Consider the following 18,984-nt stretch of genomic DNA (forward strand, 5'->3'; position numbering starts at 1 on the left):
AAACGGTAAATTCGTGCAGGAACCAAACGCACATGCCGCACCTTTACCTGCACATTCCGTTTTGCAAACAGGCTTGCCATTACTGTGATTTTCATTTCTCCACCTCGCAGCAGCGGCGGGGCGAAATGACAGCCGCACTGGTTGATGAGCTGCGCATGCGCAAAAGTGAATTGCCTGCAGTGCCGCTCGAAACCATTTACTTTGGCGGCGGCACACCCTCGCTGCTCAACAGCGATGAACTGCTGCGGATTTTTGACGCTATCGGTGAGCATTTTTCCATTGCGCCTGATGCCGAAATTACGCTCGAAGCCAATCCCGATGATCTTACCGAAACCTATCTGCGCATGCTGCGTCATACACCGGTAAATCGTCTCAGCATTGGCATACAGTCGTTTCGCGACGATGATCTGCAGCTGATGAACCGCGCACACACCGCTGCCGATGCAAAACGCGTGGTGCAGCGTGCGCAGGATGCAGGCATTACCAACCTTTCCATTGATCTGATTTACGGCATTCCGGGCCTGAGTAATGCCGACTGGCTGCGTAATCTCGATCAGGCGTTTGCATTGGGTATGCAGCATCTTTCGTGCTACAACCTAACGGTAGAGCCCAAAACGGCGCTGGCCTGGCAGGTATCGAAAGGATTTGTGCAGCCGCCCAACGATGCCGTGTGCGAACAGCAGTTCATTCTGCTCACCGAGCGTGCAGCCGACGCAGGTTTTCTGCACTACGAAATTTCCAACTTTTCGCTGCCGGGCTGGGAAGCAAGGCACAACAGCAGCTACTGGAAAAACAAACCGTACCTCGGCATCGGTCCTTCGGCACACAGTTATAACGGTGAACAGCGCAGCCACAACATAGCAAACAACAGCGAATATCTGCGCCGTATTGCTGCAAACCAAACCGCAGCCATAATTGAAGAACTAAGCCACAACGAAAGCTACAACGAGTTTGTGCTTACACGCCTGCGCACTTCGTGGGGCATTGAAGATACCGAGCTGCAAAACCGCTTTGCCGAATTTGCAGGCGATTTCCGCACCGAAGCCACAACCTGGCTGCGCAGCGGCGATCTGCGTTTTGAAAACGGAAAATGGTTTCTCAGCGCCTCCGGCAAATTGCTGGCCGACCGCATTGCCGCCTCACTGTTTGTTGTGTAGCTTTGTTGTAATGCTTCACCTGCGCCGGTTTGGCGCGTAATTAGTCATCGTATGAAATCAATTTTAGTTTTTCTTCTCCTCGCCGCTGCCCCGCTTAATGCTACCGGCACTTTTGATGCACACTACGGCATGGGGGTGATGCACCTGAATTTTGAGCTGCTCACCGAAATAAAACTCTATCCCGAACGAAACGATAAAGCAGCACCAGCCAAAACCATTACGTTTACCGTAAGCGGAAAAGGAAAAACTAAAACCGCAAAACTCGAAACGCCCAATACCGACAACTGGCTGAAGCCTGAGTTGCTGAAACCGGAGAATCTGTTGTTTTCGATGCGGGTGCTGAGCCGTGAAACCGGGTGGTATCAGGTAATGACAAACAACGGCACGCATCAGACCTACTGGCTGCGCAAGGTTGACGGGCTCGACTTTTACGACTGGGCTGATGAATTGCTGCGTGCCACGAGTGTAATACGATTGAAGCGCGAAACCAATCCGCTGCGTAAATTTCAGGCAAGCACCATTATTTTGCCGTGGGATATGAATTATGCCGATTGTTTTAAACCGGTGAAGATACTGGGGCAATGGATGGAAATTGAAACGCGCGAGAAATGTGCCGACGGTACTACAAAAATCAAATCGGCCTGGATTCAGTGGCGTGATGAAGATGGACTGCTGATTGATTATTCACTTTTGCCCTGATTGTATGTTTGCCACCATCAACCACAAAGGCCGCAACATTAAAGCCGATTTGCACAAAGGCTTTGATATTTCCATTGCCGTGGCGCCTGCGGGTGTACGCGCATGGTATGCAGCGCCGCCCGTTATTGAACCTGTGCGTATGGGCGACTGGGTGGGCGAAGTAAAGCAGGGCGGCTCGGTGAATTTTAAAAATGTATTTTTCAATCCGCACGCGCACGGCACACATACCGAAAGTGTGGGCCACATTACCCCTGAGGGCGAAACGGTGAATGGCATTGTAAACCGCGCATTTTACGTGGCCGAGCTGATTACCGTATTGCCCGAACAGCTCGACAACGGCGACTTCGTAATTACACGTCGCCAGCTGCGCACGCTGCTCGAAGGCAAAACACCCGAAGCCGTGGTGTTGCGCACCATTGCCAATCCCGAAGTAAAACGCACCACCAACTGGTCGAACACCAATCCGCCCTACCTCGCTGCCGACGCGGCTTTGCTGCTGGCCGAAATGGCCGTGGAACACCTGCTCATTGATTTGCCTTCGGTTGACCGCGAAGTGGATGGCGGCGCATTATCAGCACACAAAACATTTTGGAATTATCCCGAAAACACACGCCGCCACTGCACCATTACCGAGCTTGTGTATGTGCCCAACGATGTGTTTGACGGCGCCTATCTGCTCAACCTGCAAACCGCAGCCATAGAAAATGATGCCGTGCCCAGCCGGCCGGTGCTGTACCGCATTGTAAATTAACTCAGGCCATGCACATTGAAGAGCTCCGCGAATACTGCCTCAGCAAACCCGGCACCACCGAAGATTTTCCGTTCGACAGTGAGGTGCTTGTATTTCGTGTGCTGGGCAAAATTTTCCTGCTCACACCCGTAAGCGCCCAGCCTCCGCAGTTTAACGCCAAATGCGATCCGGAGCGTGCGGTTGAACTTCGCGGCAGGTACGACAGCATAAAGCCCGGTTACCACATGAACAAACAGCACTGGAACACCGTGGTGGCCGACGGTTCGGTACCCAAAAAACTGCTGCTCGAACTCATCGATCATTCGTACGAACTTATCCGAAACAGCCTGCCCAAAAAGCAGCGCGATACATTGCAATAATCCATACACGTGAAAACAATAGCGCGTTACTTCCTTCAGGGAATTTTAGTGATTGTGCCGCTGGGCATTACTGCACTTGTGCTGTACCGCATTTTCATCTGGCTTCGCGCACTTTTCGCTGAGTTTGATGTGGTGATCCATCCCTATGTGGATCCGGCACTTTTTACATTGCTGGCTATTTTAGCAGTAGTGCTCATTGGCGTATTTGCATCAAGTGTAATTGCCAATTTTGTGCTGCGTGCCACGGAAAATGTACTTGAAAATACCCCCGGCGTAAAACTCATTTATACACCCATCAAAGATATTCTAGCCGCATTTATCGGCAACCGTAAACGGTTTACACATCCGGTGCTGGTGCGTATAAACGATGAGAATGAGATTTATGAACTTGGGTTTATGACGCAGGAGAATCTTTCGGAAATGGGTATCGAAGAAGGTTTTGTGTCAGTGTATCTGCCTGCTTCGTATGCCGTTTCGGGAAAAGTGGTCATTGTGCCCCGCTCGCGTGTGCGCGAACTGGATGTACCTGCAGGCGATGCCATGAAGTTTATTCTTTCGGGCGGTGTTTCGGAAATTAACTGAGAATAGGTGTAGCTACGCCTATTTATTTATGTCGTAAAGCATGAAAAACTCCATAGTTTTTACGACCTTTCCTGTACAGAATTGAACCGGAATTTAACACACACGATTATGAAAAAAGTTTTTGTACTAGCAGTGGTGCTGCTTGCTGCCGTTGTGGCACATGCCCAGAAAATAAACGTTAAAGAATCGAACGAAAACATTGGCGGAGGTTCGCACAATGCGCTGGTGGTAACCATTTACGATGCCAAACCGGATGATATTGAGAAGGAATGGAAATCGAAAATGAAAGGCTACGATGCGAAGGTGAGTTCGAAAAAGGAAATTTTTGCCGATAATGCGCTCATCAAGGAAATGGGCGGGAATGACCCGATGGATATTTATGCGCGGGTAGAAAAAGTAAGTGATACTGAATCGAAACTCATTGTGGGTTTTGATCTGGGCGGTGCCTGGCTGAACTCAAAAGAGCATAGCGATAAATATAAAGTGGCCGAGAAAATTGTACGCGACTTTGCCCTGCAAATGACGAAGGAAGCGGTAGCCGGCATTCGCAAAGCTGCGCAGAAAAAAGTGGACAACCTCAAAGACCAGCAGGCCGATCTGGAGAAGAAAAACAAAGACCTGAAAAACGATATTGAAACCTATAAAGAAAAAATCAAAAAGGCCGAAGACGATATAAAAACCAACGAAAGCGATCAGGCAAAGAAAAAAGCGGAGGTAGATGCTGCACAAAAAGCACTCGACGAAATTCTTGCCCGCGAAGCAAAGATCGATTAAGCGATACCTCATAAAAAAACGGCAGCCGCAAAAAAGTGGCTGCCGTTTTTAATTGTTGCGGTATTACTCGGTTACAATCATACGCTTGCTGTCGGCTGCTTTGCCGTCAACAATAAGTGTGTAGATATACATGCCCGGAGCAAGTTCGTTTGCGTTGATTACAAACTGACCGGCACCGCGCTGGTTGATCTGCTCAGCGCGGATCTGACGGCCGTTGAGATCGTAAATGATCATGCTGGCTACACCTGCGTTCTGCGCCACGTTGAAGTTGATTACCGTTTGCTGGTTGAACGGATTGGGTACGTTCTGCTGCAATGAACCAAGTGAAGGATTTACTTCAAGCGGAGCCTGCACACCGTCGTTGGTAATGGTGTTGCCTTTCATAGCGGCAATCTCTGCTTTGAGTGCATCAATCTGAGCCTGCTGCTGCGAAATTTTGTCTTCCTGTGTTACAATCTGCTGCTGTTGTACTTTCATACCTTCTACAAGCAGCGGAGTAATGGCACCGTAGTTTACAGCGTAAACACCGTCATCACCCACAGCTACCACTTCAGGTACAACCTGAGCAAGTTCCTGTGCAATAAATCCGATTTGCGCTACACCCGGAGTGCCTTCTTGGTTGCCCGGCGAGTTGAATACATAGCTGGTACCGCGCATTTTCATAATACGCTCCATCGGATTTTCGATGGTCTGGATAGATGATTTGTAGCGCTGATCGGAGAAAGCAAAGTAGCCTTCAGCACGCACGCCACCCTGTACATCAAGATAAAAATCAAGTGTGCCGCCAGGTGAAGGCGACACGTTAAAGGTTCCTGCATTTACCGGAGCCGCGGTGTTAATACCTACACGGCCGTTGGCCAGAATAGTCATCACCTCACGCTTGGTGGTAGAGTTATTAGCATTAACGTTGTTACGGAAGTTGAAGGTAAGACGATCCTGTGAAGCGCCTGCTGTTGATACATTGCTGCTGAACTGTAAATCCTGCCAGGTAATTTCGGCGGTATTGCCGTTTACCTGCGCATTGAATCCGGCATCGCCATTTTGAGCGCGAAGCCCCACAATATCATTGGTAGCAAGTGTTGTATTACCCTCTTGTCCGATAGAAGCGAACTTAACGGTTGCCGGATTTATAAAACTTCCGTCGGTAACAACAGTAATGGCGCGGAATACCGAAGGCAGCGTATTTGAAATGGCTGTGGGTGAAGCATCAACCAAAAAAGCCACGGTACCGGGATCTCCATTTATACCTGCAAAACCATTGGCGTTAAACACCATCAGATCTTTATTCACAGGCGCTGTTGCACCGTTAGTGCGGATATTTCTGATGCGCATGCGCTGGTTAGCATCGGGTGTGGCGCCTTCGCCTCCAAATCCGATAACAAGGTCTTCTGTACCCAAAAATACCGGGCTGTTTACCAGATTGAAATAACCCGCCGAAGCACCCCGCGACATAGCCATACCAAATACCGAAGAAATCGGTACTGCCTGTGTACCGGCAATGCCTAAACCAATCCATTCATTACCGTTTGCAAAGTTGCCGAAAGTTCCTGTCTGCAACTGCGAAATCTGTCCGCCGAATACCTGAAATACTGCCGACGGAGCTGTAGTACGAACGCCCACAAAGCGGTCGCCGGTAGCAGTAAAGATATTGCTTGATGCAGCTTCGGTACCCGCCTGAATGCGGAAAAAAGTACCTGCAACACCTGCATTGCCAATTACGTTAATATTACTTCCATTATATAAATTTGCCTGATCTGTGCGGCAATTAAATTCCGTACGACTACCATTTACATAGAGGCGGGCAAATAAACCACCGCCGTCCTGCACACGGATACCACCACGTACATCAAGCGGATCAAGCGCAGGATTAGGTAGTCCGACTGTAACACCGGTAGATGTTAAACGCATGCGCTCAATACCTCCGCGCTGCATAATTACATCAAAATTGGTAGTAGATCCGAAAATTCCATTTGCTGCCAGCGGATTTCCACCCACAAGCCATTGCGCTTTCATCTCAGAATAACTGAGCAATAATAACGCACCAAGTACCGCCGTAGCAGCAATTCGTTTGTTTGTTTTCATAAGTAATAGATTTTGGTGTTATACCCGAACCATAGTTTATGATCAGGTGGAGCCAAAGTAAACTAAGTAAATACCAATTACAAATGTTTGTAAATATTTTAATCTTTTGTAAAACGAACAAATACATATAAAACAAAACCAAAGCAGTTTTGTTTCTGCGGGCAACCGAAGCTTATCAACAGATTTAGCTTTCGACTAATTGAATGGTTAAACATTTTTAATCCCGGCAAAAAAACAGCCCGGAAAGACTTCCGGGCTGTAAAATCAGGGCAATAAATGTTGTACAATATAATTATTCGGTTACAATCATACGCTTGCTGTCGGCTGCTTTGCCATCAACGATAAGTGTGTAGATGTACATGCCCGGAGCAAGTTCATTTGCATTAATTACAAACTGACCGGCACCGCGCTGGTTAAGTTGTTCGGCACGGATCTGACGGCCGTTGAGATCATAAATGATCATGCTGGCCACACCGGCATTCTGCGCCACATTGAAATTGATTACGGTTTGCTGGTTGAACGGATTGGGTACGTTCTGCTGGAGCGAGCCAAGCGCAGGATTCACTTCAAGCGGAGCCTGCACACCATCGTTGGTAATGGTGCTGCCTTTCATAGCGGCAATCTCTGCTTTGAGTGCGTTAATCTCAGCTTGCTGTGTGGTAATTTGCTGCTGCTGTACTTTCATGCCTTCCACCAGAAGCGGTGTAATGGCGCCATAGTTCACCGCGTAAATTCCATCATCGCCTTTGGCCACTGCTTCAGGCACTACAAGCTCAAGTTCCTGAGCAATGAAACCAATTTGCTGTACACCGGGCGTACCTTCTTCAGCGCCGGGAGCATTGAATATATAACTGGCACCACGCATCTTCATGATACGTTCCATCGGGTTTTCAATGGTTTTGATATCGCTTTTGAAACGTTGGTCGGAAAATGCAAAGTAACCCTGAGCACGCACACCACCGTTTACATCGAGGAAGAAGTTGAACATACCAGCCGGTGAAGGTGCAACGTTGAAAGTACCCATAGCAACAGGTGCGGCAGTATTAATACCCACACGGCCATTGGCCAGAATGGTCATTACTTCCTTTTTGTTGGCGGCATTGTTGGCCGGCTGATTATTACGGAAGTTAAACGTAATACGATCCTGCGCCGCTGTTGCGGTAGAAACGGCTCCTGCAAAATTCAGATCCTGCCAGGTAATTTCGGCCACGCTGGCATTTACCTGACAATTCAAACCTGCATTACCATTCTGTGCACGTAAACCGGTAATATCGGTACCCGGTATAATGGTACTGTTTCCTTCCTGACCGATGGAAGAAAAAGTAGCCGCGGCCGGAACGGCAAAACTGCCGTTGGTAAGCACGGTTATCGCCCGGAAAGCTGCGGGAGAAGGAACAACAGCGGGTGTGGCATCTACCAGAAATGCAATTACACCCGGATCGTTGTTAATGCCTACGTAACCGGCTGCGTTGAATACCATCAGGTCTTTGTTTACCGGTGCAGCCATTCCGTTGGTGCGGATGTTTCGGATACGCAAACGCTGGGCCGCATCAGCCGCAGCACCGTCGTTACCGTAACCGATCACCAGATCCTTGGTGGCGCCGTTATCTACAATATTGTAATACCCGGCAAAACCGTTGTCGGCCATGCCCAGACCATAAACAGACGGAATCGGCATTGCCGGTGATCCGGCCTGCCCGAGCGCGAGCCATTCATTACCGGCAGCAAAATTACCGAATGTCCCGAACTGAAGCTGCGATACCTGTCCGCCGATTACCTGAAACTTGGCCGAAGGCTGACCACCAATGCCCACGAAATTGAGCGTACCGTCGCAAAGCAGCAGATCAGGCCCTACACCACCGGGCTGAACACGGAAGTTGCGCACACCGCCCAACAGACCGGGACGCATTACCATCGACCCGAAATCAGAGCCAATCACAAAATCATTTATGGCAATAATCTGCTGAAAGGCATTCGACTCGATACGCAGGTGACGGCCGGGGAAACCATTGCTGGAAACCCGGAACGTATTTCCTACTTCAAGCTGAGCTACCGGGGCGGCAACAAGGCCTACGCCCACATTGCCCGCCGCCAGAATCCGGACGCGGTCAACACCATTGGAAATAAAACGAACATCGGCATTGTTCGTAGAACCAAAAACGTCGGCAGCACCGACAACGTTACCGGCCGTCAGCCAGTTCTGAGCACTGAGCCCGGCCGTACTCAGTGTACCGGCCAGCAACAATGCTGTTTTTAATAGTGTGTGTGTATTCATAGGTATTGGTTTTAATGAATTTTATTACTGCTTTTTGCAGCTTATAAGGGAAGTTAAAACGGTTAAACTGAGAAGGCAAGCCGACTTTTTCTACTTAACTAATTATAAGTGCTTGTTTCGACTTATTGCCTTTCCTGTTCTCAAATCTGCATTTTACGAACAGCCTTTCAAATAAATGATTTTAACGTTTACATAATATGTTTGAATTGATTCAATAAAAAAGCGCCGGACAAATCTATCCGGCGCTTTTAATATTTTAATACTAATTATTCCGTCACAATCATACGCTTGCTGTCGGCCGCTTTGCCGTCAACAATAAGCGTGTAGATGTACATGCCCGGAGCAAGTTCGTTTGCGTTGATTACAAACTGACCGGCACCACGCTGGTTGAGTTGCTCAGCACGGATCTGGCGGCCGTTGAGATCGTAAATAATCAGGCTGGCCACACCGGCGTTCTGCACCACGTTGAAGTTGATTACCGTTTGCTGGTTGAACGGATTGGGCACGTTCTGCTGCAATGAGCCAAGCGCAGGATTCACTTCAAGCGGAGCCTGCACGCCGTCGTTTGTAACGGTGTTGCCTTTAAGTGCAGCTACTTCGGCAAGCAGCGTATTAATCTGAGCCTGCTGGGTGGTAATCTGGTTCTGCTGCTCGGTAATTTTCTGCTCCTGTGTTACAATCTGCTGCTGCTGCACTTTCATGCCTTCAACCAGAAGCGGAGTAATTGCACCATAGTTTACCGCGTAAATACCATCGTCGCCTTTGGCTACTGCTTCGGGTACTACCTGCTCAAGCTCTTGTGCAATAAAACCAATTTGCTGCACACCGGGCGTACCTTCTTCAGCACCAGGTGCGTTGAAGATGTAGCTTGTGCCGCGCATTTTCATGATTCGATCCATCGGGTTTTCGATGGTTTTGATATCGGTTTTGAAGCGCTGATCGGAAAATGCAAAGTAGCCTTGTGCACGCACACCGCCGTTTACATCAAGAAAGAAGTTGAATGTACCCGCCGGCGAAGGAGCTACGTTGAATGTACCTGTAGCAACCGGTGTAGCGGTGTTGATTCCTACACGGCCGGTAGCCAGTATGGTCATTACTTCTTTTTTGTTGGTCGCATTATTGGCCGACTGATTGTTGCGGAAGTTAAACGTAATGCGGTCCTGCGCTGTTGTTGCTGTGGAAACGGCCCCGGCAAAATTCAGATCCTGCCAGGTAATTTCGGCCACGCTGGCATTTACCTGACAATTCAGGCCGGCATTACCGTTTTGTGCGCGCAAACCGGTAATATCTGTACCCGGTGTGATGGTGCTGTTTCCTTCCTGACCAATTGAAGAAAAAGTAGCCGCAGCAGGCGATGCGAAGCTGCCGTTTGTAAGTACCGTAATTGCTCTGAATGCATTCGTGGCAGGAACAGTTGCAGCGGTGGCATCAACCAGAAATGCAATGGTTCCCGGATCGGCATTTACACCCACGTAGCCGGCGCTGTTAAACACCATCAGGTCTTTATTTGCAGGTGCGCCCGCACCATTTGTTCGAATACTGCGGATGCGCATACGCTGATTGGCATCTAATGCAGTTCCTTCGTTGCCGTAACCGATAATCAGGTCTTTGGTAGTACCATTATCTACAAGATTGTAATAACCGGCAAAACCGCCGCGCGAAAGACCAAGGCCATAAACCGTATTAATCGGAGCAGCAGCAGAACCAGCCAAACCTAAACCAATCCATTCGTTACCGGTTGCAAATGTGCCGAATGTTCCGGTTTGCACCTGCGAGATTTGGCCACCGAAAACCTGAAATTTAGCGGTTGGATTGGTAATTCCTATACCCATGAAACCGTTACTCAATACAGTAGTCAAAGGATTTGTGGCTGATCCCGAACAGATGTTGTAGGAATTAGATGTGCCAAAAATATTATTAAAATTATTTATGGTACTAATCTCCATTATAAATGAGGTCTCTATCTGACTCACATATGGAAAAGTTGCCAATGAAGAAGTCAGGCGAAGAGTTGCTAGTTGTCCGATTCCTACTGTACCATTAACATGTAGCGGTTGTGTTGGCGTTCCTAACCCAAGTCCTATGCCAACATTACCTGTGGAAGAAATTTTCATCCTGTCAGCACCATTAGTCTGGAAAATAAGATCAAATCCATTTGTTGAACCTAATCGCTGTGTTGGTGAAGGCGCAAATCCCGTTAACGCATTCCCGCTCAACGACCAATCTTGTCCGTTCACCTCAGCCGCGAGCAACAGCATGCCTCCCATTGCCAATGAGGCAATTTTTGTTTGTGTTTTCTTTTCCATGAGTTTGATGTTTATTTGACACATTCAACCATTGAATGCGCACGAAAAAGAAAAGTACTCCCGGATTGTTTTAATGTCAAATTAAATATTTATATTATAAATGTTTTATTTATGTCAAAACATAAAATAACACACACACCACAGCAATGTTGAATGAATTTCCGATTATCTGCTAACAGATTTAGATTTAGACTAAAAAACAAGCAGTTTCCCATGTATCGTTAAACAAAAACAGGGCTGCATGCTTTAATGACGCATAGCCCCGTTGACGCAAAATCAATAATTTAATTTGCCGCTAATCCTTCAACTAAAAAACCACCCGGACTATCCAGACAAACTTGTCGGGAATCCGGGTGGTTCTTCTTTTGCGATGCGCCGGGGATTTAAGCCCGCGGCGCATCAGGCTGCACTTCCAACTTCACACTCTTCTGTTAATTCGATATGGTTAAACGCTGACGCGATACTTTGCCATCCATGAGAAGTTCTACGATGTAGATGCCTTTCTCAAGACCGGCAAGCTGTACATCCTGCAGGTAGTTACCGGCGGCAAGCGAACCAAGGTCAATTTGCTGTACGGTGCGGCCGCTCATGTCGGTGAGGGTAATCATACCCTGCTGTACGGGCGACTCAAGCGAGTAGGCAATCTGTACATTGTTCTGCGCCGGGTTGGGGAACATTACCATGTTTGATACCGCATCCGTTTCGGTGATACCGGTGGTAAGCTGCAGCGGAATGAGGCTGTCGCCCGAAGCAAGTGCTACCCAGAGGCCAAAACCAGGACCGTTGCTGTTGTTTGACGGGTTAAGGAAGCCCGAAGCAAGTACGGTAATTGCTTGTCCCTGAAGGTTGCGCTGTGCAAGATCAGCAAAGTAAGAAGCCACTACGGTGTTGCCGGTAGCATCAGTTACACTGATGTTGTAGTTTGAAGTAGGCAGTGAAAGGTAACCCGCAAAGTTGGTGTAAGCTGCATCATTTACAAGTGTAGCACCGGTAAAGGCTTCTTCTACATCCACTGTGGGCGCATCAGTTGAACCATGAAACACCAGTACATCGGTGTTGGCCACGTTGGTAGCCTCTTCACGGGCACCGCTGAATACTTCAATAGTAAAGTTAGGAGCCGGGTTGTAGCCGGTGGGGCTTACAATACCGCTGGCCACCAGAATATATTTGGTACCCGCGTTTAAAGTATAAGTGAAACGGGCAACTTCATTGGTTGTATCGGTGCTGTTGGGTCCGCAAATGGTTACATCAAACGGCGTTCCGGCGGGAAGATCTACAAAACCGGTGGCGGTGCGGAACGCAAAGTTGGTTACCGCAGGAGTATTGTTTACCCATACATCAACCAAGGCCGCTGCTGCGTCGGCACAATTGTGAATTACTTGTGCGCGGGTTGTACTCACAGCCACAGAAGGCAATTGCTGGAGCGGACCGCCCGAAGGCAATGCTACCCAAAGACCGAATGCAGGACCATTGTTGTTCGCCTGTGTATCAAGAAAACCCGAAGCTACTACAGTAATTGACTGACCAGCCAGACTGAGTGTTTGAAGCGGAGCAGAATACTCAGCTACTACATCGGCACCAGAAGCTGTACGCACCTGCAGGTTGTAGTTGGCAGTGGGCAGTTCGAGGTAACCACCAGAAGCATATTCGCTGTACGAAATATCATCAACAAGTGTGGCAACAAGCGGAGCCACTACATCTACAGTAGGAGCATCGGTTGCACCATGATATACGAGCACATCCGTATTAGACGGGTTTGAAGCTACTTCGCGGCTTTGGCTAAAGATTTCGAGAGAGAATGCAGGTGCAGGATTATAGTTTGCAGCTACCACAATACCACTGGCAATAATGGTGTTTTTGCTGTTTGCAGGAACACCACCGGGATAGCTGAAACGAACCACTTCAGCTGTAGTATCTGTGCTGTTCGGCCCGCAAATGGTAATGTCGAACGTTACGCCAGCAGGTACGTCCACCCAGGCGGTGGCTTCGCGGAAGCTCAGGTTGTTGGCATACAAGGTATCGTTGAGCCAGATGTCAACCGTTGCTGCTGCTGCATCGGCGCAGTTATGAATGATTTGTGCACGGGCAGTGGAAATGGGAGCCGAAGGCAATTGAATCATGGGGCCGGTGGTATCAGGAGCTACCCAGATACCAAACGCCGGACCATTGCTGTTGGCCGCCGGATTGAGGAAACCTGAAGCTACAGCTACCAGCGCAGCACCGTTCAGATTAAGTGTTTGGAGCGGAGCCAAATACTCAGCCACCACGTCGGTGCCGGCAGCGGTACGCACCTGGAGGCGGTAGTCGGCCGTGGGCAATTCGAGGTAGTTGCTGAACTGCGGATACGATACGTCATTAAGCAACGTAACATTGGTGTAAGGCGTACCTACACCGGGAGCCACAATATCAACAGTGGGTGCATCGGTTGAACCGTGCAGCACAAGGATATCAGTATTAGCCGGATTAGAGGCCGTTTCGCGGCCGAGTGTATAAAGATCAAGGTTAAATGCCGGAGCTGGCGAGTAGCCCGAAGGACTTACAATACCGTTAGCTACTGCCACATAGGTTTCACCAGAAGTAAGTTGAAGACCAGAGAAGCGACGCACTTCATTGATAGTGTCAGTACTGTTTTTACCACAAATGGTAATGTCAAAAGGCACTCCGGCGGGTGCATTGTTGAATCCCCAAACAGTTCGGAATGCAAAGTTGTCAATAAGCAATGTATTGTTCAACCAAACATCCACTGTGTCGGCCGCTGCATCGGCACTATTGTGAATAACCTGCAGACGGGCAGTTTGTGCATTAAGGCCTAAATACCCCAGCAATAGTCCCCCCGCGAGTGTGAAAAATCGTTTTGTTCTATTCATGATTTCTAGTTTTGAAAAGTTCAGCCTGTGGTTGCAACACAGCAACAAAACCAGAATAGGGTTTTAATGTTCAGTGCACTCATCAAACTTTAATGTGCATTAAAACCTGTTTAATAAATTGCACCTGCACGTCCTGACCAGTTACCGGTAATTTACCTGCCGGTTATCATCCGATAAATACCAATTGCCGGAAAAGACCGAAAACAGGCACAAACCGTGCTCCGGCGAAATTTTCTTACCTTTAACCCTTCTGAATTCGTTTGTTACGTATGACTATGCAAAATCTGGTGGAGCGCTTTCCCGAACAACTCGACGAAGCTGTTTCCATCTTTCGTGCCGCCACACTGCGTGAACCGTCGCAGCCTTTTGTGAATGTGGTTATTGCCGGCCTGGGTGGCTCTGGTATTGGCGGAACTATTGTAAGCGATCTCGCCTTCGATTCGTCGCCCATCCCGGTAACTGTTACCAAAGGCTATTTCATTCCGGCATTTACAAGTGCACAATCGCTGGTGGTTATTTCCTCTTATTCAGGAAATACCGAAGAAACCATAGCCTGTTTTGAGCAGGCCCGCAGCAAAGGTGCGCATATTGTATGCATCACCTCAGGCGGACGTGTGGCCGATATGGCCCGCGAAGGCAAAGAAGATTTGCTGCTGGTGCCCGGCGGTATGCCTCCACGCGCCTGCCTCGGCTATTCGCTTGTGCAGTTGCTGGGCGTATTTTCGGCATACGGACTGCTGCCGGCCACATCGCTTAGCGAAGTTTCTCACGCCGGAGCTGCTTTGCGCAGTACAAAAGAAGAAATTGCCGCCGCAGCAACCACGCTTGCCAATGACCTCAATAACCGCGTACCGGTAATTTACAGCACCACGCACCTCGAAGGTGTGGCCATACGCTTGCGCCAGCAGATAAACGAAAATGCAAAAATGCTTTGCTGGCACCACGTAATTCCCGAAATGAACCACAACGAGCTTGTGGGCTGGGCCGGCGGCAACGATCAGTTTGCCGTAGTACTGCTGCGCGACCCGAACGAATACGAGCGCAACAACTACCGCATCGACATTAACAAAAACATCATCATCCAGAAAACAGCAAACTTCTTTGAAGTAACTGCACAGGGACAAAACCCCATTGCAAAGGCACTCTGGCTGATTCATTTCGGCGACTGGCTCTCTGTAATACTGGCTGATTTGCGCGGTGTGGATGCCATTGAGGTAAATGTGATCAACTACCTCAAAAACGAACTCTCCAAAAAATAACAGCGCCATGCAGCAGGTGCGCTTCCGCGATCTGGGTCTGATTGATTACAAGGCCTGCTGGGATTACCAGGAAGAATTATTTGCGCAAACCGTTGCCGTAAAGCTGGGCAACCGCAACCTGCCGCCCGATGAAGCCGTACCTACACAAAGTCACCTGCTCTTTTGTGAGCATCCCCATGTATATACACTCGGCAAAAGCGGCCATGAAAGCAACCTGCTGGTTGACGAGGCAGGCCTGAATGCCATTCACGCTACCTACTATAAAATAAACCGCGGCGGCGATATTACCTACCACGGCCCCGGCCAGCTGGTAGGCTATCCGGTGCTCGATCTCGATTGCTTTTTTACCGATATACACCGTTACCTGCGATTACTTGAAGAAGTGATTATCCGCGTGATGGCCGAATACGGACTCAAGGGCGAACGCTATCCCGGCTACACCGGCGTGTGGCTTGATGCAGCCGACGAACAAAAAGCGCGTAAAATATGCGCTATGGGCGTGCGCGCAAGCCGGTGGGTAACTATGCACGGCTGGGCGTTTAATGTAAATACCAACCTCGACTACTTTTCAAAAATCGTACCCTGCGGTATTGATGACAAAGCCGTTACATCAATGAAACAGGAGCTGGGGCATGATGTAAATATGGAAGAAGTAAAGCGGCTCACCGCATATTATTTCGAGCTCGAATTTGGCTGCAAACTGGTTGTTGCAGCAGACGTAAGGGTATAACTTTTTCGGCCTGTTTCCGTATTACACACAAGGAGTGTGTGAAAAGGGTTGTATCATTTCTTTCATTGAAAAGCCTCATGTATGCGAAAGTTTCTGAAACGTTTTGGAATTGGTTTGCTGATTCTGCTTGTGGCACTAAATCTGTTTATCCTTATCAGCGGCCGCACCTATCTTTACAAAGGCGTATGGAATACCTATCTGAAAGGGCGCAGCGGTCCGTCGGTAAGTGAATATGCAATTTTTGAAAACCGTACGCTTCAGCCGCTTTCGCCGCAGCCCTGGCCCGTAGCGGCCAAACTGAATGCGCAAAGCATTCCGGCCGACTTGCTGGCAAAAATAAATGCCATTGAAACCGGTGCACTGCTCATCATCCGTCATGACACGATCCTGCACGAGCAGTACTGGGGCGATTTTTCGGCGGCAAGTCATACCAACTCCTTTTCCATGGCGAAAACTGTAGTGAGTATTCTGGTCGGATGCGCCATTGAAGATGGTTTTATTCAAAGTGTGGATCAGCCGGTGGGCGATTTTTTGCCTGAATTTAAGCAGGGCGAAAGGGCGCGAATCACCATCAGGCATCTGCTTACCATGAGCTCAGGTATTTCGTTTGATGAAGACTATGTAAACCCGCTGGCCTACCCGGCCGAATCATACTACGGCAGCGACCTGCGCCAACTTACTTTCGGTTACGATAAAGTACACAGCGCGCCGGGGCAAACGTTCGAATACCTGAGCGGTAATACGCAACTGCTGGGTTTTGTGCTGCGTGCCGCTACGGGCAAACCCGTTTCAGACTACGCCACACAACGGCTCTGGGGGCCGGCAGGCTGTGAGCAAACCGCATTCTGGAGCCTCGACCATAAAGACGGCGACGAAAAAAGCTTCTGCTGCCTCAACAGCAACGCACGCGATTTTGCCCGCATCGGCAAACTGTATCTCGACAGCGGCCGCTGGAACGGAAAACAACTTGTGCCCGAAGCCTACGCCCTGCAATCAGTGCAACCGGCCGGGCTAAAACGTAACGACGGAAGTGTGTGCGATGATTACGGCTTCAGCTGGTGGCTAATTCCCGACTACAAAGGCCACCGCATTTTTTATGCACGCGGTATTCTCGGACAATATGTGCTTTGTATTCCTGATCTGGATATGATTGTGGTGCGCCTTGGCAAAAAACGACTGCCCAGCGACAGTGACGATGTGCCGGAAGATGTACATTATTATCTGGATGCGGCACTAACCATGTATGCGAAATAGAAATTATTTACATCGCTCCTCAAAATTGTTTTTTATACCCGGTGAAAAAGCCGGAAGGATAATTTTGAGATGAGTTCTGATTGTTTAACGATCTTTGCACTGCGTATGAAAAAGGATTTTGAAATTCCGCCGGTTGAAAACGTGGCTATAGCCATAATCAAGGAACCTAACCGCGATGTGGATGAATGGGGTGTTTATCTGATAAACCTCAAACAAGAACCCCTGCGGAATGTGTTTATTACCTCCACCGGCTACGGGGAACTTAACGGTGAAAAACGCCGGACTTCTACCCTTCGGCATTTCTTCGAAACCGTGGCTGCCGACACTGCAATTAAAGTAGAACCCATCATGGATTTTACTTTCGGGCTGAGTAACGAGTACTGGGTGAGTTTTTATGTGGGCGAACAGGTTTACGACAAACAATACATCTTTCTGCCCGAAACAATTAACCCGTCAAACTTCACCACCATTCCCCTGCTCGAACGCAAGGGTGTGATGATCGGCTGATTTTGCGCATCTTCGTGGTATGAGCAACTACACGCCGGCCACAAGCATTCTTTTCCTCGATATTGAAACGGCACCGGCAGCGCCGGGCTACGATAAACTGCCCGAACACTGGCAGGAACTCTGGAACCTGAAGGCCGAGCAGATTAAGCGTGAACGCAATTTGCCCGAAGCCTCAGCTGCCGAAGTCTATGACCGCGCCGGTATTTATGCCGAATTTGGCAAAGTGGTGTGCATTGTAGCCGGTGCAGTAGTAAAAGCCGAAGACGGCCGCCGGGCACTGCGCCTCAAAGCCTTTGCCGGCCACGACGAAAAAAAACTGCTAAGCGATTTTGCCGAACTCCTGCGCAACCGCTACAGCCGCCCCGGCACTTTTCTTTGCGCGCACAACGGCAAAGAGTTCGACTTTCCCTTCCTCGGCCGTCGAATGCTGGTACATGGCATTACGCTTCCGCCCGCGCTTGATGTGGCCGGCAAAAAACCGTGGGAAACTTCGTTTATAGATACCATGGAGCTTTGGAAATTCGGCGACCGGAAAAGTTTTACAAGCCTCAACGTCCTGGCCGCATTGTTTGGCATCCCCTCGCCTAAAGACGACATAGACGGCAGTATGATTCATCAGGTATATTGGCAGGAAAACGACCTGGAGCGTATTGCCCGGTATTGCGGTAAGGATGTGGCCACGCTGGCTCAGGTATATTTACGCATTACAGGTGAAGAAATAATTGATGCCGATTTAATTATGGAAATAGGCTGATACAAACGGTTGGTGTATCTTCGCAGCAGGTATTCAGACACATGCGATTTGCCTTCATTTCCCTTTGCTTTCTTTTGCTGTTTGCGGGCTGCTCTTCGCAACCTGAAGCCGACAAAAAAATTATCTCCGGATTTTCAGGAACTGTTGTAAATATCATCAACAACGACGAGGGGTTGCTGCACGGCATCGCACTGGGCATGACCGAAGCCGAGGTAAAGAAAAAAGCCCTGCCCGGCGACAGTTTAAGCAGTACTTCGGCAGGTTATCTGCTTTATGAAGAAAAGCTTGATTCATCAATTGAATATACTTATGAATGTGAGTTTGATGAAAAAGGCCTGAGCGCACTTACCCTTATGGTTTACCGGAAAGGTGAAACACAGGCTGATGCCCTTTTTGCCGATTTCAAAAACTACTTCACAAAAAAGTACGGCCAGCCCGAAGATGCAGGTTTCGGATACATCTGGAATGCAACCGCAGGCAAACGCCCCGCACGCATTACACTCAAAGACGAATCAGTGGAATACCTGTACGGCGTAATTTCCGTATCGTTTTACGACAGCTCCTTCGAAGCGCGGCCTGCCACAAAAGACAGTTTAGCACTGTAATTTCTCCGATTCCGCCGAAAACC

General features: G+C 48.9%; 17 protein-coding genes. 13 read left to right on the top strand and 4 right to left on the bottom strand.

Annotated elements, in window-relative coordinates; genetic code table 11:
* The first annotated feature begins 32 nt into the window (after nucleotides 1-32).
* The 6 genes from hemW (at nucleotide 33) to IM638_04630 (ending at nucleotide 4,322) form a co-directional block, all read left to right on the top strand.
* Nucleotides 33-1,157, top strand: a complete 1,125-nt coding sequence (gene hemW / locus IM638_04605; GenBank protein MCA6362293.1) for a radical SAM family heme chaperone HemW — start codon at nucleotides 33-35, stop codon at nucleotides 1,155-1,157.
* 51 nt (nucleotides 1,158-1,208) lie between these two features.
* Nucleotides 1,209-1,856 (top strand): hypothetical protein, encoded by a 648-nt coding sequence (locus tag IM638_04610; GenBank protein MCA6362294.1) that lies wholly within the window; start codon nucleotides 1,209-1,211, stop codon nucleotides 1,854-1,856.
* A 4-nt stretch (nucleotides 1,857-1,860) separates the two neighbouring features.
* Nucleotides 1,861-2,607: a cyclase family protein gene (locus IM638_04615; protein MCA6362295.1), complete on the top strand. Its 747-nt coding sequence runs from the start codon at nucleotides 1,861-1,863 to the stop codon at nucleotides 2,605-2,607.
* Between the two features lie 8 nt (nucleotides 2,608-2,615).
* Nucleotides 2,616-2,966, top strand: coding sequence for an MmcQ/YjbR family DNA-binding protein (locus IM638_04620; GenBank protein ID MCA6362296.1), 351 nt, complete (start codon nucleotides 2,616-2,618; stop codon nucleotides 2,964-2,966).
* Nucleotides 2,967-2,975: 9 nt separating this feature from the next.
* Nucleotides 2,976-3,548, top strand: coding sequence for a DUF502 domain-containing protein (locus IM638_04625; GenBank protein MCA6362297.1), 573 nt, complete (start codon nucleotides 2,976-2,978; stop codon nucleotides 3,546-3,548).
* Between the two features lie 108 nt (nucleotides 3,549-3,656).
* Complete coding sequence (locus tag IM638_04630; GenBank protein ID MCA6362298.1) at nucleotides 3,657-4,322, top strand: hypothetical protein; 666 nt, start codon at nucleotides 3,657-3,659, stop codon at nucleotides 4,320-4,322.
* Between the two features lie 63 nt (nucleotides 4,323-4,385).
* Here the strand turns inward: IM638_04630 and IM638_04635 are convergent, their stop codons facing one another.
* From IM638_04635 to IM638_04645, 3 genes are all read right to left on the bottom strand, one after another.
* Nucleotides 4,386-6,404, bottom strand: coding sequence for a tail fiber domain-containing protein (locus IM638_04635; protein MCA6362299.1), 2,019 nt, complete (start codon nucleotides 6,402-6,404; stop codon nucleotides 4,386-4,388).
* 292 nt (nucleotides 6,405-6,696) lie between these two features.
* Entirely contained in the window at nucleotides 6,697-8,679 is a 1,983-nt protein-coding gene (locus IM638_04640) for a tail fiber domain-containing protein (protein MCA6362300.1), read from the bottom strand.
* A 266-nt stretch (nucleotides 8,680-8,945) separates the two neighbouring features.
* Nucleotides 8,946-10,526, bottom strand: coding sequence for a tail fiber domain-containing protein (locus tag IM638_04645; GenBank protein ID MCA6362301.1), 1,581 nt, complete (start codon nucleotides 10,524-10,526; stop codon nucleotides 8,946-8,948).
* Between the two features lie 235 nt (nucleotides 10,527-10,761).
* On the opposite strand from IM638_04645, the gene IM638_04650 reads away from it, so the two are divergent.
* Nucleotides 10,762-11,004 (top strand): hypothetical protein, encoded by a 243-nt coding sequence (locus IM638_04650; protein MCA6362302.1) that lies wholly within the window; start codon nucleotides 10,762-10,764, stop codon nucleotides 11,002-11,004.
* Between the two features lie 412 nt (nucleotides 11,005-11,416).
* Here the strand turns inward: IM638_04650 and IM638_04655 are convergent, their stop codons facing one another.
* The gene (locus tag IM638_04655; protein ID MCA6362303.1) at nucleotides 11,417-13,852 is read right to left on the bottom strand and encodes a DUF4397 domain-containing protein; all 2,436 of its coding nucleotides are present in this window, start codon (nucleotides 13,850-13,852) and stop codon (nucleotides 11,417-11,419) included.
* A 269-nt stretch (nucleotides 13,853-14,121) separates the two neighbouring features.
* Here IM638_04655 and IM638_04660 point away from each other — a divergent pair, with 269 nt between their 5' ends.
* The 6 genes from IM638_04660 to IM638_04685 all read left to right on the top strand — a co-directional run bounded on the left by IM638_04660 (nucleotide 14,122) and on the right by IM638_04685 (nucleotide 18,961).
* Nucleotides 14,122-15,111 (top strand): bifunctional phosphoglucose/phosphomannose isomerase, encoded by a 990-nt coding sequence (locus tag IM638_04660; protein ID MCA6362304.1) that lies wholly within the window; start codon nucleotides 14,122-14,124, stop codon nucleotides 15,109-15,111.
* 7 nt (nucleotides 15,112-15,118) lie between these two features.
* The gene (gene lipB / locus IM638_04665) at nucleotides 15,119-15,841 is read left to right on the top strand and encodes a lipoyl(octanoyl) transferase LipB (GenBank protein ID MCA6362305.1); all 723 of its coding nucleotides are present in this window, start codon (nucleotides 15,119-15,121) and stop codon (nucleotides 15,839-15,841) included.
* An 81-nt stretch (nucleotides 15,842-15,922) separates the two neighbouring features.
* Nucleotides 15,923-17,095, top strand: coding sequence for a serine hydrolase (locus IM638_04670; GenBank protein ID MCA6362306.1), 1,173 nt, complete (start codon nucleotides 15,923-15,925; stop codon nucleotides 17,093-17,095).
* Between the two features lie 105 nt (nucleotides 17,096-17,200).
* Nucleotides 17,201-17,602 (top strand): hypothetical protein, encoded by a 402-nt coding sequence (locus IM638_04675; protein ID MCA6362307.1) that lies wholly within the window; start codon nucleotides 17,201-17,203, stop codon nucleotides 17,600-17,602.
* Nucleotides 17,603-17,621: 19 nt separating this feature from the next.
* Nucleotides 17,622-18,356 (top strand): 3'-5' exonuclease, encoded by a 735-nt coding sequence (locus IM638_04680; GenBank protein ID MCA6362308.1) that lies wholly within the window; start codon nucleotides 17,622-17,624, stop codon nucleotides 18,354-18,356.
* 41 nt (nucleotides 18,357-18,397) lie between these two features.
* Nucleotides 18,398-18,961 (top strand): hypothetical protein, encoded by a 564-nt coding sequence (locus IM638_04685; GenBank protein ID MCA6362309.1) that lies wholly within the window; start codon nucleotides 18,398-18,400, stop codon nucleotides 18,959-18,961.
* Nucleotides 18,962-18,984: the final 23 nt, after the last annotated feature.

Source organism: Bacteroidota bacterium (assembly GCA_020402865.1).
In the GTDB taxonomy this organism is placed as follows: Bacteria; Bacteroidota; Bacteroidia; order Palsa-965; family Palsa-965.